Origin of the sequence: Helicobacter canadensis MIT 98-5491, assembly GCF_000162575.1 — a bacterium.
GTDB classification, from domain to species: domain Bacteria; phylum Campylobacterota; class Campylobacteria; order Campylobacterales; family Helicobacteraceae; genus Helicobacter_D; species Helicobacter_D canadensis.
The window spans coordinates 22,761-46,267 of the sequence record NZ_CM000776.2 but is presented as its reverse complement, the minus strand read 5'-3'; the positions used below and the strand labels follow the sequence as shown (position 1 = coordinate 46,267).

The 23,507-nt window shown below is 34.4% G+C and carries 27 protein-coding genes, 1 tRNA gene and 1 pseudogene; 9 read left to right on the top strand and 20 right to left on the bottom strand.

The features are described from left to right. Positions 1–522: 522 nt before the first annotated feature. From HCAN_RS00270 to HCAN_RS00255, 4 genes are all read right to left on the bottom strand, one after another. A complete protein-coding gene (locus HCAN_RS00270; protein ID WP_237697451.1) occupies positions 523–1,035 on the bottom strand; it encodes a methylated-DNA--[protein]-cysteine S-methyltransferase in 513 nt (170 codons plus the stop codon). 58 nt (positions 1,036–1,093) lie between these two features. After that, positions 1,094–2,365, bottom strand: a complete 1,272-nt coding sequence (locus HCAN_RS00265; protein WP_006656665.1) for an MFS transporter — start codon at positions 2,363–2,365, stop codon at positions 1,094–1,096. 67 nt (positions 2,366–2,432) lie between these two features. Continuing rightward, positions 2,433–3,056 carry an LOG family protein gene (locus tag HCAN_RS00260; protein ID WP_006656122.1) on the bottom strand — a complete coding sequence of 208 codons (624 nt, stop codon included), beginning with the start codon at positions 3,054–3,056 and terminating at the stop codon, positions 2,433–2,435. Beyond that, on the bottom strand, positions 3,056–3,382 hold the full coding sequence (locus tag HCAN_RS00255; RefSeq protein WP_006656123.1) for a c-type cytochrome: 327 nt from the start codon (positions 3,380–3,382) through the stop codon (positions 3,056–3,058). The genes HCAN_RS00260 and HCAN_RS00255 overlap by 1 nt, the downstream gene beginning before the upstream one ends. A 122-nt stretch (positions 3,383–3,504) precedes the next feature. Here HCAN_RS00255 and folD point away from each other — a divergent pair, with 122 nt between their 5' ends. The 6 genes and pseudogenes from folD (at position 3,505) to HCAN_RS00225 (ending at position 7,190) form a co-directional block, all read left to right on the top strand. Further along, positions 3,505–4,362, top strand: a complete 858-nt coding sequence (gene folD / locus HCAN_RS00250) for a bifunctional methylenetetrahydrofolate dehydrogenase/methenyltetrahydrofolate cyclohydrolase FolD (protein ID WP_006656124.1) — start codon at positions 3,505–3,507, stop codon at positions 4,360–4,362. Continuing rightward, positions 4,359–5,150 carry a signal peptidase I gene (gene lepB, locus HCAN_RS00245; protein ID WP_006656125.1) on the top strand — a complete coding sequence of 264 codons (792 nt, stop codon included), beginning with the start codon at positions 4,359–4,361 and terminating at the stop codon, positions 5,148–5,150. Before folD ends, lepB begins: the two co-directional genes overlap by 4 nt. Positions 5,151–5,152: 2 nt before the next feature. Next, on the top strand, positions 5,153–5,836 hold the full coding sequence (locus tag HCAN_RS00240; protein WP_006656664.1) for a site-2 protease family protein: 684 nt from the start codon (positions 5,153–5,155) through the stop codon (positions 5,834–5,836). Positions 5,837–5,846: 10 nt separating this feature from the next. Beyond that, positions 5,847–6,272, top strand: coding sequence for a ribose 5-phosphate isomerase B (gene rpiB / locus HCAN_RS00235; RefSeq protein WP_006656127.1), 426 nt, complete (start codon positions 5,847–5,849; stop codon positions 6,270–6,272). 8 nt (positions 6,273–6,280) lie between these two features. Further along, positions 6,281–6,619 (top strand): hypothetical protein, encoded by a 339-nt coding sequence (locus HCAN_RS00230; protein ID WP_006656128.1) that lies wholly within the window; start codon positions 6,281–6,283, stop codon positions 6,617–6,619. Between the two features lie 15 nt (positions 6,620–6,634). Beyond that, a pseudogene (locus HCAN_RS00225) lies at positions 6,635–7,190 on the top strand (adenine phosphoribosyltransferase). Positions 7,191–7,204: 14 nt separating this feature from the next. Here HCAN_RS00225 and HCAN_RS00220 read toward each other — a convergent pair. Continuing rightward, positions 7,205–8,074 (bottom strand): metal ABC transporter solute-binding protein, Zn/Mn family, encoded by an 870-nt coding sequence (locus tag HCAN_RS00220; RefSeq protein ID WP_006656662.1) that lies wholly within the window; start codon positions 8,072–8,074, stop codon positions 7,205–7,207. Positions 8,075–8,132: 58 nt separating this feature from the next. On the opposite strand from HCAN_RS00220, the gene HCAN_RS00215 reads away from it, so the two are divergent. Beyond that, positions 8,133–8,209: transfer RNA gene (locus HCAN_RS00215), tRNA-Arg, on the top strand. Between the two features lie 27 nt (positions 8,210–8,236). Here HCAN_RS00215 and HCAN_RS00210 read toward each other — a convergent pair. The 4 genes from HCAN_RS00210 to accD are packed head-to-tail and all read right to left on the bottom strand — an operon-like array spanning position 8,237 to position 10,952. Next, complete coding sequence (locus HCAN_RS00210; RefSeq protein WP_006656131.1) at positions 8,237–9,259, bottom strand: hypothetical protein; 1,023 nt, start codon at positions 9,257–9,259, stop codon at positions 8,237–8,239. Then, positions 9,256–9,606 carry an RNA polymerase-binding protein DksA gene (gene dksA, locus HCAN_RS00205; protein WP_006656132.1) on the bottom strand — a complete coding sequence of 117 codons (351 nt, stop codon included), beginning with the start codon at positions 9,604–9,606 and terminating at the stop codon, positions 9,256–9,258. Before dksA ends, HCAN_RS00210 begins: the two co-directional genes overlap by 4 nt. A gap of 34 nt (positions 9,607–9,640) precedes the next feature. Beyond that, positions 9,641–10,105, bottom strand: coding sequence for a 23S rRNA (pseudouridine(1915)-N(3))-methyltransferase RlmH (locus tag HCAN_RS00200; RefSeq protein WP_006656133.1), 465 nt, complete (start codon positions 10,103–10,105; stop codon positions 9,641–9,643). Then, positions 10,098–10,952 carry an acetyl-CoA carboxylase, carboxyltransferase subunit beta gene (gene accD, locus HCAN_RS00195; protein ID WP_196792725.1) on the bottom strand — a complete coding sequence of 285 codons (855 nt, stop codon included), beginning with the start codon at positions 10,950–10,952 and terminating at the stop codon, positions 10,098–10,100. Before accD ends, HCAN_RS00200 begins: the two co-directional genes overlap by 8 nt. Before the next feature lie 84 nt (positions 10,953–11,036). On the opposite strand from accD, the gene HCAN_RS00190 reads away from it, so the two are divergent. Then, a complete protein-coding gene (locus HCAN_RS00190; RefSeq protein WP_006656135.1) occupies positions 11,037–11,795 on the top strand; it encodes a tRNA (5-methylaminomethyl-2-thiouridine)(34)-methyltransferase MnmD in 759 nt (252 codons plus the stop codon). Positions 11,796–11,804: 9 nt separating this feature from the next. Here the strand turns inward: HCAN_RS00190 and HCAN_RS00185 are convergent, their stop codons facing one another. Together HCAN_RS00185 and HCAN_RS00180 are read right to left on the bottom strand one after the other, a co-directional pair. Then, positions 11,805–12,866: an HlyD family secretion protein gene (locus HCAN_RS00185; RefSeq protein WP_006656136.1), complete on the bottom strand. Its 1,062-nt coding sequence runs from the start codon at positions 12,864–12,866 to the stop codon at positions 11,805–11,807. Then, complete coding sequence (locus tag HCAN_RS00180) at positions 12,866–14,506, bottom strand: MFS transporter (RefSeq protein WP_006656137.1); 1,641 nt, start codon at positions 14,504–14,506, stop codon at positions 12,866–12,868. The genes HCAN_RS00185 and HCAN_RS00180 overlap by 1 nt, the downstream gene beginning before the upstream one ends. A 525-nt stretch (positions 14,507–15,031) precedes the next feature. Here HCAN_RS00180 and HCAN_RS00175 point away from each other — a divergent pair. Continuing rightward, positions 15,032–16,207 (top strand): replication-associated recombination protein A, encoded by a 1,176-nt coding sequence (locus HCAN_RS00175; RefSeq protein ID WP_006656139.1) that lies wholly within the window; start codon positions 15,032–15,034, stop codon positions 16,205–16,207. A gap of 104 nt (positions 16,208–16,311) precedes the next feature. On the opposite strand, the gene HCAN_RS00170 is transcribed toward HCAN_RS00175, so the two are convergent. The 9 genes from HCAN_RS00170 to HCAN_RS00130 all read right to left on the bottom strand — a co-directional run bounded on the left by HCAN_RS00170 (position 16,312) and on the right by HCAN_RS00130 (position 23,417). Beyond that, on the bottom strand, positions 16,312–16,596 hold the full coding sequence (locus HCAN_RS00170) for a 4Fe-4S binding protein (RefSeq protein WP_006656140.1): 285 nt from the start codon (positions 16,594–16,596) through the stop codon (positions 16,312–16,314). A 132-nt stretch (positions 16,597–16,728) separates the two neighbouring features. Then, positions 16,729–17,295: a D-glycero-alpha-D-manno-heptose-1,7-bisphosphate 7-phosphatase gene (locus HCAN_RS00165; RefSeq protein WP_006656141.1), complete on the bottom strand. Its 567-nt coding sequence runs from the start codon at positions 17,293–17,295 to the stop codon at positions 16,729–16,731. Next, entirely contained in the window at positions 17,292–17,852 is a 561-nt protein-coding gene (locus HCAN_RS00160) for a queuosine precursor transporter (protein WP_006656661.1), read from the bottom strand. The genes HCAN_RS00165 and HCAN_RS00160 overlap by 4 nt, the downstream gene beginning before the upstream one ends. Positions 17,853–18,183: 331 nt before the next feature. Beyond that, positions 18,184–18,441 carry a 30S ribosomal protein S18 gene (gene rpsR / locus HCAN_RS00155; RefSeq protein WP_006656143.1) on the bottom strand — a complete coding sequence of 86 codons (258 nt, stop codon included), beginning with the start codon at positions 18,439–18,441 and terminating at the stop codon, positions 18,184–18,186. Positions 18,442–18,452: 11 nt separating this feature from the next. Further along, positions 18,453–18,935: a single-stranded DNA-binding protein gene (locus tag HCAN_RS00150; protein ID WP_006656144.1), complete on the bottom strand. Its 483-nt coding sequence runs from the start codon at positions 18,933–18,935 to the stop codon at positions 18,453–18,455. A 9-nt stretch (positions 18,936–18,944) separates the two neighbouring features. Beyond that, on the bottom strand, positions 18,945–19,373 hold the full coding sequence (rpsF, locus tag HCAN_RS00145; RefSeq protein WP_006656145.1) for a 30S ribosomal protein S6: 429 nt from the start codon (positions 19,371–19,373) through the stop codon (positions 18,945–18,947). Between the two features lie 77 nt (positions 19,374–19,450). After that, positions 19,451–20,452: a hypothetical protein gene (locus HCAN_RS00140; protein ID WP_006656146.1), complete on the bottom strand. Its 1,002-nt coding sequence runs from the start codon at positions 20,450–20,452 to the stop codon at positions 19,451–19,453. After that, on the bottom strand, positions 20,452–22,602 hold the full coding sequence (locus tag HCAN_RS00135; protein WP_006656147.1) for an RNB domain-containing ribonuclease: 2,151 nt from the start codon (positions 22,600–22,602) through the stop codon (positions 20,452–20,454). Before HCAN_RS00135 ends, HCAN_RS00140 begins: the two co-directional genes overlap by 1 nt. Next, complete coding sequence (locus tag HCAN_RS00130) at positions 22,599–23,417, bottom strand: HDOD domain-containing protein (protein WP_231232575.1); 819 nt, start codon at positions 23,415–23,417, stop codon at positions 22,599–22,601. The genes HCAN_RS00135 and HCAN_RS00130 overlap by 4 nt, the downstream gene beginning before the upstream one ends. Positions 23,418–23,507: the final 90 nt, after the last annotated feature.

Below are 23,507 nucleotides of genomic sequence, written 5' to 3'. Positions count from 1 at the left end.
TAATTCCAGATATTAACAAAAAATAGAGTTGTCCGATGAAGATATAAAAAAGCAATTAGAATATATCAAAAAAATCACAGCTATGATATTTGCGAATTAATTCCAATTAGCAAAGATAAAAATGGTAATCCTATTTTCATAGATGAAAATGAGAAGCTTTTTGCTTAGAAACAAAGGAAAATAACAAAACTTCTAAAGATAACAAACAATGTGAATTACCTACCTGCTAAAGCAGGTGGGTAATTCACTGCAAAATGATTTTCTCTATTACATTATTAATAATATGCTATAATACAAATACCCACTTATGATGGGTTAGCTAAATAATATTTTAGCTAGAGGAACTTTCCTCAAAGAATTTTTGACTCTTTATTATTTAAGTTTTGCTCCTCTTTGATTTGGGGAAGAGGAGCAGTTTTTTAATTACTTTCCCTTATATCAACAAAATTATAAACATTAAATCTTAGCAAGAATCTCTAAATTAAAATTTCAAAAATAGTTCAATACAATAACTCTCTAACCTTACTCAAAGTGATATAAATTTACCATATCTGCCTTTTCACACTCTAGCAATGCAATCTTTCTCTTGATGCCTCCAGCATAACCTGTAAGCTTTCCATTAGCCCCAATCACCCTATGACAAGGAATAATAATAGGAATAGGATTCCGTTTAAGCGCACCGCCAATTGCCTGAGCTGACATTTTATTCTTATGCGTAATTCTTGCAACTTCCTTTGCCAACTCACCATATGTGCAAACCCTCCCATAAGGAATCTTTAAAAGCAACTCCCACACCACTTTAGCAAACTTGCTTCCACTCGGATTTAACGAAATTTCTTTAGACTTAGGACTTTTACCGCTAAAATATTCATCAAGCCATTCCCTTGTTTGACGCAAAACAACCTCATCACATTTTTCACAAATTTCCTTTATAGGCAATAAGTTTGTATCTTGATTTAAAAATTTCATCTCAAGGAGCTTATTATCCTTGCTTACAAGTTTAATTTTACCCACAGGACTTTGATAAAAAGCCACATAAACCACACCTTTTTCCCTTTGATACAATCTTTTGCTAAAATAGTCAATTAGAATTCTATCCTTTATGCACTCTCCCAATTAGGATTGCTAAGATTCCTAAAAGCATCATATAATAACCAAGATACAAAATTCCCCCACTTTCCGTAGCCCACGCAAAAAAGATAGGAGTTAATCCCCCAAAAAGTGCATAAGAGAGATTATAGGCAAAAGAAATACCACTATACCTTATAGAAGGTTGGAAACTCTGCACCATAATAATGGGTGTAAAAACCATTAATCCAGCACTAAATGCCATAAGGTAATACAAGAGCAATATCACATCAAAATATTGCACTAACTCCTTTCCATAGCCAAGCATATAATAAAAACACAAAGCAAATCCCATTAACGCTGCACCAAATATTACACTTGCATTTTTGATTCCAATCTTATCGCTTAATACCCCAGCAAAAACATTACCCGAAGCTAGAAAAAATATGGCAACAACTTGATACACCACCTTTGAAATAGGAGAGAGCTCAAACACCTTGCTTAAAAGATTGGGCGTTAAAAGCACAGATATGACAACACATCCCGTTAAAATCCAAGTGCTAAAAAAAGATTTTACAACTCCCAATTGTGAAGTTTTAAAAACTTCTTTGATAGGAAAATTTTGTGTTTGCCTTAACGCTAAAATTTCTTGAAACACCGGAGTTTCATTTAAAAATTTACGCAAAAATAACGAAATAATTCCAAAAATTCCTCCAAGAATAAAGGGTATTCGCCACGCATATTCTTTAATCTCTTCTTGAGTAAAGCTCATATTAACCGCTAAAGTAACAATGCTACCAAGCAAGATTCCAGAAACAACCGCACTAGTAAAAACCCCCAAATGGAATCCCAAAGAATGCTGATTGCTATGCTCATAGACAAAAACCCACGCACCAGGAAGCTCACCGCCAATAGCGATTCCCTGCAAAATTCTTACAATTAACAAAATAATAGGGGCTGCATAACCAATACTCTCAAAAGTCGGCATAAGTCCAAGTGCAAAAGTCGGAATCACCATAAGCAAAATAGAGAGCATGAACATCTTTTTACGCCCAATTTTATCCCCAAAATGTGCCATAATAATCCCACCTAATGGTCTTGCAAAATATCCTGCTGCAAAAGCCCCATAAGTATTCATCGTTGTCCAAAAAGGACTAAGAGTGCTAGGAAAAAAGAGACTAGAAATCACATTAGTAAAAAACACAAAAATAATAAAATCATAAAACTCCAACATTCCACCAAGTGAACTTAAACCCAGAATCTTAATTTCAGATCTTTTAAGTTGCATTTTTGCCATTACTCTTATTTTCTCCTCTATAGAATCTTAAATATTTAATTTATAAAATTATGCTAAGCTTGAATCCTTAATCAATTTTTTGTTTTTTTAGAATCTTTAAAACTTCTTTAGGAGAATCAGCAAAACTCAAAAGCGCTAACTCTTCTTTAGAAATCATTCCTTCTTTTAAAAGCCTATTTTTAAACCATTTAATCAAACCCTTCCAATAATCTCTGCCATATAAAATAATGGGGATTTTTTTGTGCTTCCCTGTTGAAATCTGCACCAAAACTTCACTCAACTCATCTAAAGTTCCAAAGCCACCCATTGCAACAATAAAAGCTGTAGAATTATGACTAAAAACAAGCTTTCGACTAAAGAAATTCTCAAAAACTAGTGGCACTTCCACATAAGGATTCATATGTTGTTCATGAGGAAGTTGAATATTTAATCCAATAGAAACGATTTGCGGATTCTTCTCTTTAGCTTGCAATAGCCCTTTATTTGCTGCTTCCATTATGCCAGGACCGCCCCCTGTCATAATCGAATACCCCATTTCCCCAAGCTTGCAGGCAAGTTTTTGAATTTTTTTGTAGCCTTTATGCGCTGAATCAATTCTAGCACTCCCAAAAATAGTTACAACATTATGATATTGCTTTAAAATTTCAAAACTTTTTGAAATTTCTTGATAATTTTCTAAAATCTTATCCATTAACTTCCCTTGTTTCCCTTTTTTGACTGCAAATACTGATAAATAGCTTGAATCTCACTTTTTGTTAGATAATATTTAGGCATTACCTTTTTTGATTCTTGTAAACTTTTTAAAAACTCTTGGAATCCAAGATGATTGATTCTAACTCCCTTAAGCTCCCTATCTTTATTTTTATGGGAATAATGTGCAATCAATCTTCCCTCGCCCTTTTCTCCGTGGCAATTCACACAGCCAATTCCACGCGGATTTTCATAAAGCATTTTACCATATTCAACTTGGGTAATAAAACTATCCTCCGCAAACAAACACGCTTTGCTCAAACTCATCCAAACTATCAATCCTAATCCAAATCGCTTCAAAATTGGCAAACCTCGCTCAAAAACACAAAAACTCTTTTGTATCAAAACTTTTTTGTTATAATATCAAAATAACTTTTTAAAGGGCATTAATGCAAATTTTAGATGGGAAGGCACTTGCCTTAGAGATTCAACACACTATCAAGCAGGAAGTTCAAGAGCTTAGCAAACAACAAATCACACCGGGATTAGCCGTGATTTTAGTTGGGGATGATCCCGCATCACAAAGCTATGTTAATATGAAAGCTAAAGCTTGTAGCCAAACAGGAATCTATTCCACCACCCACAAAATGCCAGAGAGCATTACAGAAGAAGCACTCTTACAAACCATCTCAATGATGAATGAAAATCCAAATATTGATGGAATCTTAGTTCAACTCCCTCTCCCAAAACATATCAACACCACTGCGATTCTAGAAGCCATTTCTCCCAAAAAAGATGTTGATGGATTCCACCCTTTTAATATGGGCAGAGTTTTTGCTAATCTTGATGGGTTTATCCCTGCAACACCTATGGGAGTGATTACTTTACTTGAACATTATAAGATTCCTATTGAGGGCAAAAATGTCGTTATTGTTGGGGCTAGCAACATTGTAGGCAAACCCCTTGGCGCACTCTTTTTAAACAAAAATGCTACTATCACGCTTTGCCATATTTACACACAAAACCTTGCAGAGCATACCAAAAAAGCAGATATTTTATGTGTAGGTGTTGGAAAACCAAATCTCATTACACAAGATATGGTCAAAGAAGGTGCCATTGTAGTGGATATAGGAATCACAAAGCTTGAAAATGGAAAAATTGTAGGGGATGTGGATTTTGATAATGTTGCACCAAAATGTAGTTACATTACGCCCGTTCCTGGAGGGGTAGGACCTATGACAATTGCATCACTCTTGCAAAACACTATCAAAGCAGCCAAACTTAGAGCACAAAAAGAGACAAAATGAAATTTCTCAACAAAATTTATCATTTTATTAATAGTTGGACAGGGACAATCATTATTGTTTTGGCTGTTATTTTCTTTGTCGCACAAGCTTTTGTTATCCCAAGTGGAAGTATGCTTAATACAATGCTAATTGGAGATAATTTATTTGTCAAAAAATATGCTTATGGCATTCCAACTCCAACCATTCCTTGGATTGAAGTCAAGATCCTGCCTGATTTTAACAATAATGGACATTTAATTGAAGGGGAACGCCCCAAAAGGGGAGATATTGTGATATTCCGCTATCCTTTAGACCCAAAGATTCACTTTGTAAAGCGTAATGTTGCAGTGGGCGGAGATGAGGTAATTTACACCAAAGAAGGCTTATGGGTGCATTTCAAAGAAGAGAATCCTTATAGCCAAAATCCAACAAAAACCTTACAATATGGGGGCAAAACTTTCATTTATGATCCCTATCTCCAAAAGCACCCTGGAGTGCATTATGATAAAAGCGGAGTTGATTCTTTTGTGCTATTGCAAAATACACAAGGAATTGCTATGGAGCCTATCTTTTTAGAAAATGATGAATTGGGCTTTTATGCCAAAATTGCCGAAGATGAGTTTTTTATGATGGGGGATAATCGCAACAACTCAAGCGATTCTAGATTCTGGGGAAGTGTGGCTTATCGCTATGTGATTGGCAAACCTTGGTTTATTTATTTTAGTTGGGATGATAATTTTAATGTCCGTTGGGATAGAATTGGCAAAAGCATTGAATCTCTCGAAAAGAAAATGCAGGATAATCAATAATTATGCTTGATTTGCCCTCTCTCTACACTATTCCTTTAATGATAATAGCACTTTTATTAGCCATTATTGGACATGAGATTATGCACGGATATGTAGCTTATAAATGTGGGGATAATACCGCAAAAATGGCTGGAAGACTAAGCTTAAATCCTATAGTGCATATTGACTTGGTAGGTTCTATTTTGATTCCTTCTTTACTCTTTATAGCCAATGCACCCTTTTTGTTTGGTTGGGCAAAACCTGTGCCGGTTAGAATGGATAGGGTGATTTATCAAGGCGGATATTTTGCGGCTTTATTAGTTTCATTAGCAGGAATCTTATACAATCTAGCCCTTGCGTTTTTAGCTGTCTCTTTCTTTTATGCTTTTAATGGTGGAATCTTGAGTGGATTTTTTGAATATTTTTCAAATCCCCAATTACCTTATGCTTTAATTCTCTTTTTCTTTTTGCAACTCATTATTTATAATATCATTCTAGCTATTTTTAATCTCTTACCCATTCCACCCCTAGATGGTTCTAATGCCTTGGCATACCTTGGTTTAGTTTTCAAAAATGATTTTTTTGCAAGAATCTTTAATAAAATCCACCCCATAGTAGGTATGATTGTTTTGATTCTTATCCTAAGCACCCCGCTTTCTGCAATACTCTCAATGCCTGTTAATTTTATCTTACAATGGCTCTTATAAGGAGAAAAAAATGAAGTTTTTTATCGCTAGTGATCACGCAGGATTTGAACTCAAAGAATCCCTTATTCAAATCTTAGAAAAAATGGGATATGAAGTTACCAATCTTGGACCTGTCAATAATGATCGTGTGGATTATCCTGATTTTGCCAATCTACTTTGCCAAGAGGTTTTAGCCACTCCCCAAAGTCTTGGGATTTTAATATGTGGCAGTGGAATTGGAATGAGTATTGCTGCTAATAGACATAAAGGGATTCGTGCTGCACTTTGTAATGAACCCTATGGAGCAACAATGGCTAGAGCACATAACGATGCCAATGTGCTTTGTTTGGGAGCTAGAGTAGTTGGATTAGGCATGGCAGAGTGCATCTTACAAAGCTTCATCAAAGGAGAATTTGAAGGTGGTAGGCACACCCAAAGAGTAGAGAAATTACAATAAGGAAAACAATGGCACAATTCGCACAATGGCTTTTTTTAACCGCTTTTATTCTCTTTGTTTTATTTATGATTGTTAAGACTTTCTTTTATAAAAGTGTCGCACAAAAAGAAGAAAAAAATAGTGCCATAATGAAGCTTACCTTACAAGAAGCAGAGATTCTTATACGCAAACACCAACTCCAACTTCAAAGGGCTTTAGGTAATATTGATATTCTAACAGATGAAATTACCGCCTTAAGAAATGAAGTTAAAACTCTTAAACAACGCAACTCTCAATACCGCGTTGAAACTGAAAAATACAAAAGCAAAATTAAAGACTTAGAACAAAAAATTGAAGCTCTACTCTAATAAATAAGGAAAAAAATGGAACTCACACAACAAGAAAAAAATATACTTTTAGATTCTATCCGAGAAATAAAGGATTTTCCACAACCTGGAATCATTTTTCGCGACATCACTACATTATTAAACAACAAAGAAGCCTTTAATCTCTTAATGGACTTTTTGACAAAACGCTATCAAAAATACAATTTAGATTACATTGCAGGAATTGAAAGCCGTGGATTTATCTTTGGAGCTGCCCTTGCACATTCTTTGGGTGTTGGCTTTGTGCCTATTCGCAAAAAAAGGCAAACTGCCCTACACCACTATCTCTGAAAAATATTCGCTAGAATATGGCTTTAGCGAAATAGAAATCCACATTGATGCTTTCAAAAATGAAAATTTAGAGCACACACCAAAAGTATTACTTATTGATGATCTCATTGCAACAGGTGGAACAGCTTATGCAGCTGCAAATCTTATTCAAAAAGGAGGCGCTACTTGCATAGAAGTCTGCTTTATCATCAATTTAGAAAGCTTAAAGGGTTCCAAAGAACTAGAGAAAATTATCCCCGTTTTTAATGTTTTAGATTTATAATTTCAAAGCCAAGGCTAATTTTTATTAGCCTCCTTTAATGCTTCTGCAAACCTAATAAGATTCTCCGCCCAAGGAGTTTCTAGTGGAGAAAAATAACCCAATTTTGCTCCTGATTCTTTAGCAATAAACTCTGCTGCTTTGGTAGAAAATTCTGGTTGAGCAAAGATGATTTGAAGGTTTTCTTTTTTAATAGTATCAATAACTTGCATCATTTCTTTCATTTTTGGACTTTTTCCTTCCACTTCAATTGAAATTTCTTCTAAATCATATTCCTTTGCAAAATATCCAAGCATAGGGTGAAAAACCACGAATTTTTGGTGTTTAGGGACATCTTTCAAGGCTGCTTTTATTTGCGTATCTGTTTGCTGAATTTGATTCAACAATGCTTCATAGGCTTTAGAATAATCCCCCTTAGGATTAAGCTCCACCAAAGCTTTATAAATATTTGTAGCAATTTGTTTAGCATTAGCAACTGAAAGCCAAATATGCGTATCGCCGTGCTCTCCGTGTTCGTGGTGTTCGTGGTGTTCGTGGTGTTCGTGCTCATCTTTAGAGTGGTGAGCAAAATTAATCGTTTTGATTCCTGCATTGGAAGGAAAAACTTTCATATTAGGATTTTGATCCAAGAATCGCTTTAGCCAAGAAGCTTCAAACTCTACACCAATAGGAAAATACGCTATGGCTTCATTCACCTCTTTAATGCTAGAAAATTTAGGTTCAAAATCGTGTGGATTTGTGCCTTTTTCTACTAACACACTAATATCATATTCCTCTCCCGCAATCTTTTCTATAAATTCCGCTTGCATTGGGATACTCACCGCTATAATGGGCTTTGCCACCAAACTTCCAACCATAAGACATAAAAACAGCAAAACTTTTTTCATTTTCAATCCTTTTTAGTTTTTATTAACAATAGATAAGGTAAGATTTTAATTCTCTTTAGCGTCCATAGCTCAATTGGATAGAGCATCAGACTTCGGATCTGAGGGTTGGGGGTTCGACTCCCTCTGGGCGTACCACTCCTAATCATTCCCACTTATAATCAATTACTTATCTAGCAAAAAAAGCTCTAATGGATATTTTTTACCTAAATCCTTCAAATCCAAATAAGCACGAATCTTTAAAAGCTCATTTTGTGGATGAGAATTTAATCGCTCCTTGGCTTCATCAATCATTTCAAGCTCTAATAAGACATAAAAATAAGCTAACTCTGCATTTTCATCTTTGTTAGCCAAAAATTCAAATAATTCTAGCCATTTAGCAGGTTCATAGCACTCTTTCATTTTTTGTGCTAAATGCAAATAATCCTCTTTAGAATACCCCACATCCATACAAAGCTTTGAGACTTCTTCATCACTAAAATCCATTTTTTGTGCATAGCACATTCCAAGCACTACACCTGCTAAATCTTTATTGAATTTCACCTCCCCTACAAATCTCCGAACATCTTTAAAATCACCTGCTTCTAAAAGCTTTTTAAAGGCTTCTTGCTTAAATTCATCACTATAGCTTTGCTTCCTTAAAACCTCCATAGCAAATTTCTCATCACTGTGTATCTCATTAAAGATATTTTGTTTTAAAAAGGGACATTTTTCTCCAGGAGAGAATTTCTTAAGATTAACATATTCTCCCCTTTTTAAATCCCCCAAAGTCTCAATAATTTCATCTAGCTTTGCCTCTCCGCTTTTGATAGGAGCACCTTCTTTAACATCAAAAGTCAAATTGCTCAATAAAATAGCAAGTTTTTTATAGCGATTCATCGTGGGCTGCTTAAAAGGCATCTCTCTACTTAAAAGCTGGTTTTCAATTTGTGTCAAAAGAATCTTATAGTCATTTTTGTATTTTGTCCTTTTTCTCCACATACGATAAGCACCACCAACCTCCAAAAACGCCACAACAATAAAAAATATCACAACAGGAATAATCATCCAAACTGCCACAGGAAGCACTACACTATGAATACTAAAAGGTATTTGATAAGTGTAACTTTCCCCAGTTAATGTATAAACATATAACCCAAGCAAAACAATAAAGACAAACAAAGCACTAATATAATATTTAAATTTCATTTTTTACCCTTTAAATCTTTTTCTACAATTTCACGACACACGATGCAATACCTTGCATGTGGCTTTGCCCTCAACCTCTGAATCCCAATGGGTTCATCACACATTTCACAAATCCCATACACGCCTTCTTCTATTTTTTCTAATGCTCTTTCTATATATTCTAACTCTTCATTATGCCGCTCAAATATCAAACCATCTAAATTATTTTTCATACTCATTGCCGCTTCATCTGCCTCATCCAAAGAAACTCCGCGTAAATTTTCCATACTCTTTTGATGCACAAAATTATTATCTAAAATCGCCTGTTTTTTTTCTTCTAAAGTTTTTTTAAAAGCATCTAACTCCATTTTTTGCACTCAATCCTCCAAATTTACTTCAATTTTACTTGTGATATGGGTGATTATTTATTAAACAAAAAGCTCTAAAAACCTGCTCACTTAAAACAACCTTTGCAACCTTATGGCTAAAAGTCAATGGCGAAAGCGAAAGCACACATTGACATTGATTCAAAAAAGCCTCCTCTAGCCCATAAGCTCCTCCAATGAAAAATGCTATTTCCCCTTTATTTTCAAGATTCTTAGCAAACTCCATAGAATCAATGCTTTTCCCATTGGGTGAAAGCGCGATTTTATAAGCTTGATTTTTTGAGACTTTAAGAAACTCTTTGGTATAAGATTTTTGTGCTTCTTTTGCATCTTGTTTTTGTCCTTCTTTAATGGACTTTGAAAACAAATTAACAAACTCCATTTTTACGCCAACCCCTGCACTCAAGGCAATAAATTCTTCACACAAACTATCGCTTAAATCTTTGGTTTTGGCAATATAATACACAAAAACTTTAATCATTTGCGTTAAGATACCTCAAAATTCGTGCAATACTTTGTTTCATTTCTCTTCTTTGGACAATCATATCAATTAAGCCGTGTTCTAACAGAAATTCTGCCGTTTGAAATCCTTGTGGCAAATCCGCACCAATTGTCTGCTTAATCACTCTAGCTCCTGCAAACCCAATCATTGCACCTGGTTCAGCCATAATAATATCACCCAAAAAAGCAAAAGAGGCACTAACACCCCCCATTGTAGGATCTGTCAAAATCGAGATAAAAGGTAATTTTGCCTCACTTAAAACATTTAAAGCTGCAGAAGTTTTTGCCATTTGCATTAAAGAATAAGTTGATTCTTGCATTCTTGCCCCACCACTTGCACTTACAATAATCAACCCTTGTTTTTTCTCCACACTGCGATTAATAGCCCTAACAATCTTTTCTCCCTCAACAGAAGCCAAAGATCCACCCATAAAATTAAAATCAAACAAAGCAAGCTGCACAGGTATTCCTTCGATTCTGCATTCACCGCTGATAATTGAGCTAGGGCGACCACATTTTTTTTGATACTCTTCCACGCGCTTTTTATAGCTCTTTTTATCCACAAAATCTAAAGGATCTGTGGGGGATAAATCCTTATCATATTCTATAAAACTTCCATCATCACACATTAAAGCAATTCTATCTTGCAATCCAATTCGCATATGGAAATTACATTTAGGACAAGTATAATATTGTGCGATTACTTCTTTATAATACATTAAGGCATTGCAACTAGGACATTTTACCCAATGACTTGGAGCTTCTTTAGGTGTTGCTCTTTCTTGATTTTCCTTTTTAAAAGTCTTAAAAAAATCTACAAATCCCACCATTTATTCCTTAAGCTTGAAAAGTTTCAAAAAAATAACAAAATTGTATAAAATTCTGTGTTAATTTATACTAAAGATTTCAAAATGAATATTCAAACTAGCGACAAAAGCTTCACACTTTTTAATCAAACCTTCCAAGAACATTACCATTCCACTAAAGATGGTGCTTTAAAAGAAACCTTACACAAGCATATTTTTCCTAGTTTTGCCTATTTTAAAAACAAACAAAAACTAAGAATCTTGGATATTTGCTTTGGGCTTGGTTACAACACGCTTTGTGCGATAAAATATGCTAGTAGCTATGGTATCCAATCCCTAGAAATCCACTCTCCTGAGATGGATTCTTGTCTATTAGAATCACTCTCAAGCCTTACTTATCCACAAGATCTTGATTTAGAGATTCTTAATAGCCTCACACAAAACCATTTTTATAAAAGTAAAAATTTGGAAGTTTTTTTGCATTTAGGCGATGCAAGAGAGATTTTAAAAAGTTTTCAAAAATCTTTTTTTGATATAGTCTTCCAAGACGCTTTTAGTCCTGCTAAAAATCCTCTTTTATGGACTTATGAATATTTTAAAACTCTTTTTTTACTCACCCAAAAAGATTGCATTCTAACAACTTATAGTCAAAACTCGGCTATGCTTTATAGTGCCTTTTTGGCAGGTTTCAAGCCTTTCAAACTTACTCAAAAATACACGCGTGATTCTATCCTATTTACCAAACTAGAATCCACTCCAACTTTAAAACTTGAAAATGCACTCGCAATCAAGCCTATTAATCTTGCCCACAAGATTTCCACCAATCGAGATCTTAAGGGTTTATATGATTCTTCTTGCAAATAAATCAAAAGGTTATTTCGTCTCAATTTCCACTACAACACTCATTCCCGCACGCAATTCCTCTAATCTTTCATTAGTAGAATCAATCTTAATCTTAACTGGGATACGCTGGATTACTTTGATAAAATTCCCAGTTGCATTATTAACCCTTATAGGGCTAAATTCGCTACCAGTAGCAGGAGAGATTTCTTCCACCACTCCACTAAATTCTTTGCCACTTAATGCATCAACACTAAAATGAACTTTTTGTCCCAATGCAACTTTGTCCATTTTAGTTTCTTTAATATTAGCTACAACCCAATGCGTTTGTGGCACAATATAGGCTAATGCACTTTCTTGAGAAACAAATTGCCCTATATGAGCAAGGATTTCTCCTAACTGCCCATCTACAGGAGCCTTAATTACAGAATTATCCAAATCAATGAGTGCTAATTCCAACAAAGCATTGGCACGTTTCACTCCTGCCTCTAATGAAGATTTGGTGGTTTTGTGAGCCTCTAATTCTTGTATTGCCTTTTGAAATTGTGCCTTTGCTTGAACATAATTGGCTTGCAAACTAAGAAATTGTGCTTTAGCATTGTCGTAATCTCGCTTACTTAATGCCTTATTCTTAATCAATGTTGTAGCTCGATCATTTTCAGCTTGAGCATTTTTAAGATTTGCTTCTACTGATTTAATCTGTGCCTCTTTTTCAGCAATATTAGCCTCATATAAACGATAATTTTCTTCATAAGCTAGCAATGCACTCTCTGCGCTTTGCAAATTTGCTTGTGCTTCTTTTACCCTTTGAGTAAAAATTCGATTATCTATCTGAAAAAGTGGCTGCCCTTTTTTGACCAATGCAAAATCTTTAATATACACTTCAGTGATATACCCACTCACTTGAGGCGAAAGGAGTGTAGTTTTGGATTGGATATAAGCATCATTAGTCACAACAACATTAAGAAAAAATGGAGATAGTTGCCACGCATAAAGAATCGATAAAACTCCTGCCAAAATACCAAATGTTGTTAAAACAATCACATAAAGCTTTGGCTTACTAGGAAGCCAAGAATATTGCAATCTTTTCTTCATTATCCTCTCCTTGAAAAATTAGAATTTTCCAAAATTTTTTGCGTTTTAATATTACTTTTTATAGTGCGATTCCTCATAATATCAAGCTCCCTACGCAAAGAATTAGTCGTGAATTTAAAATACACATAGCGTGTCGCTAAAATCACAAAAATAAAACTTCCAATCATACCAATAGTAAAAAACAAATCTCCATAAGCTAAAACTCCAGCGTGTCTTGCTATTTGATTAGACAAATCTGCATTCAAATGACCTTGAAAATTATAAATATGAGATGTGTAATTAAGCAAATTTTGAGTATGTTGAGTGGTTTGCAGCCTTACAAAATAGCCAATTAATGCAGATCCAAGAAGCCCAAAAACACCCTGCGAAAAAGTAAAGATTGCGGCAAAAGTAATTAATTGATTTGCTCCACGAGCCAAACCAAGCACGATTCCATTTACCATTAAAGGACCAATAAAAAATACACTTGCAAAGGCAATAAGAAATTGACCAAAATAAAGACTACTAGGAAGCATATCCACAGACAAATTAGTTGAAAGGAAGCTCCCAAGAGGAATAAGTGCCGATGCAAAAAGAATCATACCATGAGAACGCTCAAAATGATAAACAAACAAACACGCCACACCTCCGCATAATGCTCCTAAAGTCAAGATTCCATAATATCCTATAAGCTGATAATCACTAAAACCCAACACATCATGAAATAATCCTGTTGCTCCAGTGCTTTGTTCTGCTAAACACATACGCACAAATGCCGCAGCCAATGCCAATTCAATAAGCTGAATATTTGCCAAAAAGCCAACACTAACAAAAGGGCGTTTTTTAAAAAATTCTCCAATAAAAAAAGCACCAAAACATATTAAAGCAATACATAGCCCATAAGCAATAAAATCGTGATGCCACCAAATAATATTTCCTGTGCTAAAAATAAGACAACAAAGTGCTGTCCCAAGCGCATAAAAGAAAATCGTAGAATCTTCTGGAAAAAATGCTCGATCCGTGCGAGAAGGAGGCAATTCAATAAGTAAAAAAACGCAAAAAGTAATAAGACAAATTCCTGCTTCAAAAAAAATCATCAAATGCGGATAATCACCAACACTAAAATAAGCAACAATGAAACGCGCAAGTGCTGAACCAATCTGAATTAAACCAATACTGATGGGAAAAAGCAAATGGCGTTGTTTGGGTGCTAACATTTCAAGGGCATAGAAAATTGTTAAAACATTGATTCCGCCCCCTACTATTCCGCCGATAAATCGCGCAAAAACAACAACTGCAAAGTTACTAAATAATAATTCTAAAAGCTGTGCTGATAATAACCCCACAAAAATGCAAATAAAAAACACCTTAAGCCCAAAATGCTGCCTCATTCTAAACAGAACAATTGTCATCCAAACATTACCCATATAATAAGCCGCTGTAACACACGCTCCTTGCGTAGGAGTCAATCCTAAATCACCTTGCAAATAAGTAATATACGCAATAATAAGGTTATTTTGCAAACTTGCTGTAATTAAAGCAACTATAAATCCAATGCCATAAAAAAAGCGAATTTTATTAGGGAAAAGGGGTTTTGCTGGACTTCCCCAAAGTGCAGGCATTTCATTGGGTTTTAAATGTTTTTCAAATTTTAATGGCATAATGACCCCTTAGGTAAAAAATTCCAATAAACTACAATTCTTCTTGCTTTTATTTGACTTCAATATTAATTTTTAAGGTTATTAAGCTTGCTTGGGACATTAGATTACAATCTCTAAGCTTAGCAGAAAATAGATTCTATGCTACACATAAGATTTTCTATATAGCTTATCTTAGAGAGCTATTGAGCGTTTATTAAGTCATAGCATCTTTAAGCACTACAGAATCTTAAGGCATTTAATTATTGTGTATTATATGCCAAAAAGTTAAAATATTTATTAAACAATTTCATATTTTAGTGAAACAAAAAACAATCTAAACTTCAAACAAATTAAAAAATAAAAGACATTTTAAAAGAAAAATCAATGAGACTTAAAAGCTCATCTCATTGTAAAAGAAATATAATCTACAAAATCAAAAAACTGGATTTCCTACTCCATACATCATAAACAAAACCATAAAAGCTGCAAATAATGCTAAAATAATAGGTGCAAATCTTGCCATCATAAAGCCTTAAAGAAAAGATAATGAAAGAGTTAGCATACAATAAAAGACCTAAAAACTTCCAACAATTTATTGGACAAAAGCATATTTTTGGAGAAAACTCTCCTTTTATGCGATTATTAAAAAGTGGCGAAATTCCTCACAGCTTCTTTTTTGGTCCCCCAGGAAGTGGCAAAACAACTGCTGCAAGACTGATTGCTAATGAACTTGACTATCCCTTTTATAGTCTTAATGCCACAAGTTTCAAAAGTGAAGATTTGCGTAATATTCTAAAACAACACCAAAATACTCTACAAAAACCTCTTATTTTTATTGATGAAGTCCATAGATTAAACAAAGCCCAACAAGAACTACTCTTGCCCATTATGGAAAACCACCAAGCCTTGATTCTTGGAGCTTCTATGGAGAATCCTTTTTTTTCACTTATTAATGCGATTCGATCGCGATCTTTTGTGTTTGAATTCCATCGCTTAAACAAAGAGGAATTAGCGCAGATTCTAGAAGAATACTCCCTAGAAGATTCTATTAAAGATTTTTTGATTGGCACTAGCGGTGGTGATGCAAGAGCAATGTTAAATCTACTTGATTGTGCCCTAAGCACTAAAATGCCACTCACTCTTGAGCTTTTAAAATCCATTCGCCCTCATTCGCTAAATAGTAGTGCTAGCGATTCTGATACGCATTACAATCTTATTTCAGCAATGATAAAAAGTATTCGCGGAAGTGATGAAAATGCTGCTATTTATTATCTAGCAAGACTAATTGAAGGGGGTGAAAATCCTGAATTTATCGCAAGACGACTTGTAATTTTAGCCAGTGAAGATATTGGCAATGCTAATCCAAATGCCCTAAATCTTGCCAATTCAACCCTACAAAGTGTTGCCAAGATTGGTTATCCAGAAGCAAGAATCATTTTAAGTCAATGTGCAATTTATCTCTGTGCTTCACCCAAATCCAATACTTCTTATGAAGCCATTAACGCTGCCTTAGAATATGTCCGCAAAAACCCAAATGAACCTATTCCAGAACATATACAACAATTTCACAAAAATTATTTGTATCCGCATAATTTTGGAGGTTGGGTGAAACAAAAATATCTGCTTAAAAATTTAGAATTTGTTAAATGGCAACCTAAAGGCTTTGAGAAAACCTTAAAAGAATGGCTTGATAAAATACGCGGTATTAAAACCAAAGAATAAACTCTATAAAAACAAATATAAGAATACTTATTTTGATAAATTTTAGAAGTTTAGAGAAGAGGCATCAAGCAATATTGCATTAAAGTGGGCTAGCCAAGGGCTAGTTATTCCACTACAGGAACATGAGCAGTTCTTTTATCCTCACCAATATCATCTCTGTGTGGTTGAGAATCTACCACTGCATCCCAAACGATACAGCCATCTGTTGGACAAGCAGAAGCACAGGCAGGCTCATCATTGTGCCCTACACATTCCACGCATTTATTGTTATAAACAAAATAGCAACCATCGTTATTTGGATTATCATCGTCATCAACAATCGCTTCTACTGGACATTCATCAATACAAGCACCACAGGCAATACAAATATCAGTAATCTTAACAGCCATATTATCTCCTTTAATTTTTAAAATTAAACTTTAAAGTATATAAAAAAGCTACTAAAAGGAATCTTTAATCAACTCTACTTAGTAATTTTTGTTTTAAAAATACTCAAATTATAAAGCATAGTATAAATAGGCTTATTTGATGGATTGAAACAATTCCAAAGCTTCTTTGAGATTTGAAACCCTATGTGTCGCGTGTGGAGCTTGGTTTGCACCAACTAAAATTCTCGTTTGCACTCCAGCTTCAAGCCCTGCCATCATATCTGTATCTTTATCGCCCAAAATATAGCTATCATATTGTGATAAATCCAATCCAAAATCCGCACAAGCTTGAAGTAGCATTTGAGGCTTAGGCTTACGACAAGAACAATTTTCTTCCTTGGTATGCGGACAAAAATAAATACCATCAAAACCGATATTTTTAGGCACAAAACCGCTTTGACGCAATGGAATCGTAAGACAAGAAACAATGCAGTTTTGCATAAAAGCACTTAAAGTTTCAAAATCTTTTTGCGTGAATATTCCGCGATGAATGCCTGATTGATTGGTTACCAAAAAACACAAAGAGTCTTGTTTTTTTAACTCCAAAAAAAGCTCCATAAAAAAAGGGGCAAAATAGAATTTTTCAATCTCATAGCCATAGGGAGCATCTTCAAGATTTACAACATCATCTCGGTCAAAAAACACAACCTTTTGCTTCATCTAAATACCCCTAGAAACTTTTGCAATCTAATGGCAAAAAGATAGAAAAATGGCGTATTTAAAAGCCCAAGGCAGAATTTAATCAAATAATCCCCAAAGACTAGCATAAGGACATTTTGCCAAGGCATAACAAACAAAAAGGCAATGTGGAAAAAGATCATCGTATCAACAAACTGCGAAAATGCAGTGCTTCCAGCACTTCTTAGCCACCACAAACGAGGGAATTTTGATTTTAGCCAATAAAAGATATAAACATCCGCTTGTTGTGAAAAGAAAAAAGCACTCACACTTGCAAGGGCAATCCGGAATTCAGCCAAAAACATTGAAGGGATAAAGGCACAAAAAATGCCAATTCTAACCACTTTTAAGACTTCATCTCTATGGTATCGCTCTGCTAAAATATCTGCTAATAAAAAGGTAAAAGGATAAGTTATAGCGCCATAAGTAAAAAAGTCATTGACAGGGAATTGCACAAGATAATTTGAAGCTACAATCAAGGAAGTAAAAATCACCACCGACACTAATATAACCGAAAAAGACATTGTTTTTTTAGACATCCAACAAACTCCAAATAAAATCTTCAATTTTCAACACATAAGATTTAAATATTTAACATCATTGACAAAAAACTCAAAGTGTTGCTTTATTGCAAACTCATATTTTTAAGAATCAATCAAAACTTCCACTAAGCCAAAATAACCCTTCTAAATACGATTCTTAAAAATCTATTTTTGCAATATAGCTTAATTTATATTCTTTACAATGAGAACCATTCAAAATTATTATCTTTAACATTAGAATTACTAATATTATAAATGCTTAAAAGTCTATAGAAAATTTATACCCAAGATTAAGCAAGGATTCCAAAGTGGAATCCAAGAGATTGCATTAGATTTTAAAAGGGTTTTCAACCACTCTTTTTCTATCTACAATGTAAGGAATAAGCGCCATTTGTCTTGCTCTTTTGATAGCAACTTCCACGCGCTCTTGCCATTTTTTAGAGTTTCCTGTCAAACGGCGTGGCATAATTTTGTAGCGTTCTGATAAAGAATGCTTAAGCATATCAATATCTTTGTAGTCAATAAACTCGATTTTTGATTCTGTGTATCTGCAGTATCTTTTAGAATATCTCTTTTTTTCTGCCATAATTTGTCCTTTTAAAATGGTATTTCATCATCATTAATGTCAATTACTGGAAGATCTGGCTCTTTTTGCGGCTTTTGAGCTTGTGGCGATGGTTTTTGATAAACTTCTTGTTGCTCATAACCACTAGCATACCCACTCTCTCCATAACCAACATTCTCATTAGCATTTTGTCTTTGCCCTAGCATTTGCATACTTTCTGCGGTAATGGAATGCTTACTGCGCTTTGTGCCTGTATTATCAGTCCAACTCTCAAGCACCAAACGACCTTCAATTAGAACTTGAGATCCTTTCTTAAGGTATTGATTAGCCACTTCAGCTGTCCTACCAAAGAGATTTGCATCAATATAACAAACCTCCTCTGCTTGAGTGCCATCTTGCTTTTTATATCGGCGGTTTATTGCCAAACCCAACCTTGCTAATGCTGCACCACTTGGCAGATAACGCAATTCTACATCACGCGTAAGATTTCCTACTAAAATGACTTTGTTAAACATTGCAATTCCTTAAGATTCTTGAGAAGCTTCCTCACTCTTTGCTTCTTCTTTTGGAGCTGTTTCCTTAGCTTCACGCGCTTCTTTTAATGGTGCTGCTTTTTTGTTGTGAATAGCTCTATCCACCAAAACTTCCCACGCTTTTTGTTCTTTTTTGCTATCATATTTAATCACGATAAAGCGCAAAATGTCTTCATTAATACGATACAAACGCTCTAATTCTAAAACGAGTTTTGGTTCGGCTTTGAAATAAATTACAAAGTAATATCCTCGTTTATTTTTCTTGATTTCATAAGCAAGATTTCGCATTCCCATATCCAATGTCGCGCTAATTTCTCCGCCATTGTTAAGAATCGCTGCTTTATAAAAATCAATTTTTTGTGTGATTTCTTCTTGTGTTAAAGTGGGTTTTACCACAAACATAGTTTCATAAAAACGCATTTTTTCTCCTTATGGATTCTGCCCTTTTTGCTAAAAAGAGCAAGGATTTTTACAATTAAAATGTAAAGCCTAAAATTTTATTCTAAAATAGCTTGAATTTTAATTAAAGCACGCAAAAATCCATTTCCCTTTGTGATTCCCCTTATTGAGTCTTCATGCCACCGATTTAACACACAAAATATTTTTAAAAACTTTTCTTGTCCTATTTGTATGGCTCTTCTTTTTTTCTTTTCTAGTAAATTTACAGGGAGTTTATAGCCCAAAACCTCTTCAGAAGTTGCATTTCCATAAAGCTTAATATGACTTGAAAACAAAAAAAGTTGAAAGAAATATTTTTGTATCTCTGCAATGAGCGGAATCTCTTCAAATCCTTGTTCCAAAAACTTTTCTAATAAATTAAGATAAGGCTTCCTATCAAACATCAATTCTAAAATTTCTTCATACTCAATACTGCCTAAACTATAACCTAGATTCTCAATATTTTCTGCATTAATCTCTGAATCAAAAATAGTATATTTTCGCAGTTCTGCAACGCTAAGCCCCAAATCATAATTTTGCTGCTCCAAAATCTTTCTCAAAGAAAAATCCGAAATTTTTAGCCCAAAACCATTGGCGTATTCACGCAAAATCCCAAAAGATTCGCCTGCATTAAGACTAAAAAATCGTGCTTCATAGATATTTTTACCCTTAAAACTTCCCGCTAATGCTTTGCAATCTAGTGAATACTCCGCGGCACTTTTATTTTCTGCTTGATAGAATTCTAAAATTAAATAGCCACTGCCATTTTTTTCCAAAGCTGCAATAAGCGAATCAAGCTGTTTTTTAGGAATCTTTTTGTCTGCTTTGATCCACACAAGCGATTCTCCTCCAAAAAGAGAGCCTTGTGAAAAACAAGCTATAGCACTATTAAAATCAAACTCACTAAAATAAAAGCTATTTTTTTCGCAATCTTTTTTGAGAATCTCTTGGGCTATTTTCTCGCCATAATACCCAACCAAAAATGAATCTTCACCATAGAGTAAAATTGCACGAATCTCGGCATTACTTGCAAGTTTAGAATCAAGCTCTCTTTTATACATTATCTGCTTTTCTTTCTTTTTCTTGGGATTTTCTTTTGTTTTCTTTGCTTATTTTTCTTAGCAATCCTTAAAGCCTCTCTTCTAGCTAATTCTTTATTTTTTATGGCTTGTTTTTGTCGCTTTTGGGAAATGTATTCTGAAATCCTTAAATTTTCACCCCCAAATCCCTCTGCAAAAACCTTTACCATTCTGCCATAAACCTTTGCTGTAGCAAGATTCACTTCCAAAATCTGAATCCGTGCTTTTTGGTATTTCACGCCTTGACCATTTAGAGTTATCACCCTAGCACCCATTAAAGGAAAATCGCTCAAAGCCACAACTAAAGGCGATTTTTCACTCACGATGATTCCATCATAGGTTTGTCCCAAATGTTTGGAGAGATAACGCGCAAATTTTCTATCTTGAAAATCCAGCTCTATTTGTGCCACTTCGCGTTCCTGCAAACTTAATTGATCACACAAAATAGGCAAAGAATCTTTGTATTGCCAATTTTCATTGAGTGCAACTTTGTCTTTTAAGATTCGGTGTAAAATCAAATCGCTATACCTTCTTATCGGGGAAGTAAAATGGCTATAAGCCTCAAATCCTAACCCAAAATGCCCTACATTATAACTAGCATAACTAGCCTGTTGCATAGATTTAATAATAAGCTTATCCACTTCCCTTTGTATTTTTGCTCTTTTAGCAATGCTTTGAATCTCCAAAATTGCCTTATGCAAAGCCATTTTTGTTTTAGGGATTGCCTTGTCTCTCCAGATTCCCAAAAGTCGCAATTCTCCAAATAACTCATTTAATTTTTCCATTTTAGGCTGAGGGTGGATTCGATAGATTCCTAGCTTTAAGTGATTGTCATTTTGGGCATTTTTCTGCTCTAGTAGCTTAGCGCTCTCCACATTAGCAAGCAGCATACACTCTTCAATTAGCTGATGAGAAAGCGTTTGAGATTCAAAAGATAATCCCCTAAGTTCTAAATTTTTATCTAGCTCCAACTCCACCCCATCTCCTATGAAATCAAACCCATATTTCAGACGATTCTTACGCAATTTTTGAGTTAATTCTTTCAAGAATAAAAGCATTGTTTGCAAGGGCTTTTTAATCGTGGTGCTTTTTTGAGTTTCAAAAAAGGCATCCACTTCTTCATAATTTAATTTTTGTTTGACTTTAATGATGGCTGCAAAAAGCTCACTATTTAGCACCGCCTTAGTGCGTTTATGAAGCCGAATCTTCCATACCATTGCTAAACGATTTTTACCTTCTTTTAAAGAACAAAGATTTTCACTCAAGGTGCGCGGTAACATTGGGATAGATTTATGCGGAAAATAAATACTAAATCCACGGCTTTTTGCTTCCTCATCTAGGGGAGAATTAGGCGTTACATAATGGCTAACATCCGCAATCCCCACATAAAGCATCGCATTATCTTGATCATAAAAAATTGCATCATCGTGATCTTTAGCACCAACTGGATCAATCGCACAAAAAGGTAAATGTGTAAGATTCTCACGCTCTTTAAAGTGGCTAATTTGCACTTCTTTAAAGCTTTGTGCTTGAAGTTCGGCTTGGAGACTAAAGGTTTCTCGTTTGTTGTAGAGATTAAGAGCAATAATCTCATCAATCTTAGGATCATCTAAAGTGCCTAAAATCTCCAAAACCTCCCCATTTTGTGGATTTAATTTCAAAATAGTTTGACTAGGGAGTGCCTTTAGGGATTTTTGAGAAGCTTTGATTTTATATGCCACTTCATTAGGAATAGAAATCGCAATGCAATCAAGCTTGTATTTCTCCAAATAGCACACTACATTTTGCACTCTATGTTGCAAAACTTGTAAAATTTTAGCTTTAATTTTTCCTTGTTTGGCTTTAGTAATCACTTTTGCAAGGACAATATCACCTTTTTGTGCTCTTTGAGTATGGTTTTTCTCCACTAGCCAATCTTTTTGGCTAGAATCAAAAAGACTACACACAAAACCATATCCCTTTTTAGTAGGTTCAAATCTACCAATTTGGAATTTTTTACCCAAAAAATAACGCGCTTGTTTTTTTTCTATTGCTCCATATTGTTGCAATAAATTTATTGTCTTTTTAAATTCAGGAGCTACCTCTAAAGTTAGCGGGATTCCTCCTTCTAAAAGTCGAACAAATTCAATCATTCAAACTCGCTCAAATTTTCTACAAAACCCATTTCCAATAAAGTCCTTTTGAAGCCTTCTTCATCTAATTTATAAAGAGAAACATATTTAAGTGCTTCTTGAATCTGCTCCTTACTTGCAATGCTATAAGGGTTAATTAAAAAATTCGCCACGCGTAAGGGATAAATATAACATTCTAGCTCTTTTGACATTTCAGATTTGCCCAAATAATGCACGATTTGCACCATTGTTTCCTCAAAATGCCAATGCTCAAAAAGCATCTCTAAAATTTCAATTTGATCCACCTGCAAAACTGATCTTTCTGCTTCAACAAGCGACATACTTTTTAGTTTTTTTTCAAACTCTTTTTCTTTGTTTGTGCTTCTTAGGACATTAGCCAAAACAACCATTCCAATATGAATAAGCAACGCACAAGAAATTAAAGAATGCAATATGGGATTTTTAGATTGATACCATTTAGACAAAAATATTCCCTTTAAGTTAGAAGCCTTTGTAAAATCAACCACGCTTAATCCATAAGGACTCAAATCCATCTCCAATTGTGACTTTATTGCACTTGCAATTGCTAATCCTTTAGCAGTATAAATGCCAAAAAGCATCACTGCTTGAGAAACCGAATTAATCGTTCTTGAATAACCAAATAATGGAGAATTTGCAGTCTTAATAATATTAGCCGTCAAAAGAGGATCCGTTTCAATAATACTTGCTATCTCTCTTACACTCACATCCTCACGCAAACAAGCCTTTTGTAACTCCGATATCGTCTGTGGTAAAGGCGGCAAAGAATCAATTTCAGAAATTATCAAATCTTTCATTATCATTATCTTGCGTTAAAATAATCTTTACAAAATAATAACATAAAGTCCCTAAACCAAACAAATCTTTTAAAGGTATTTTGTTATAAT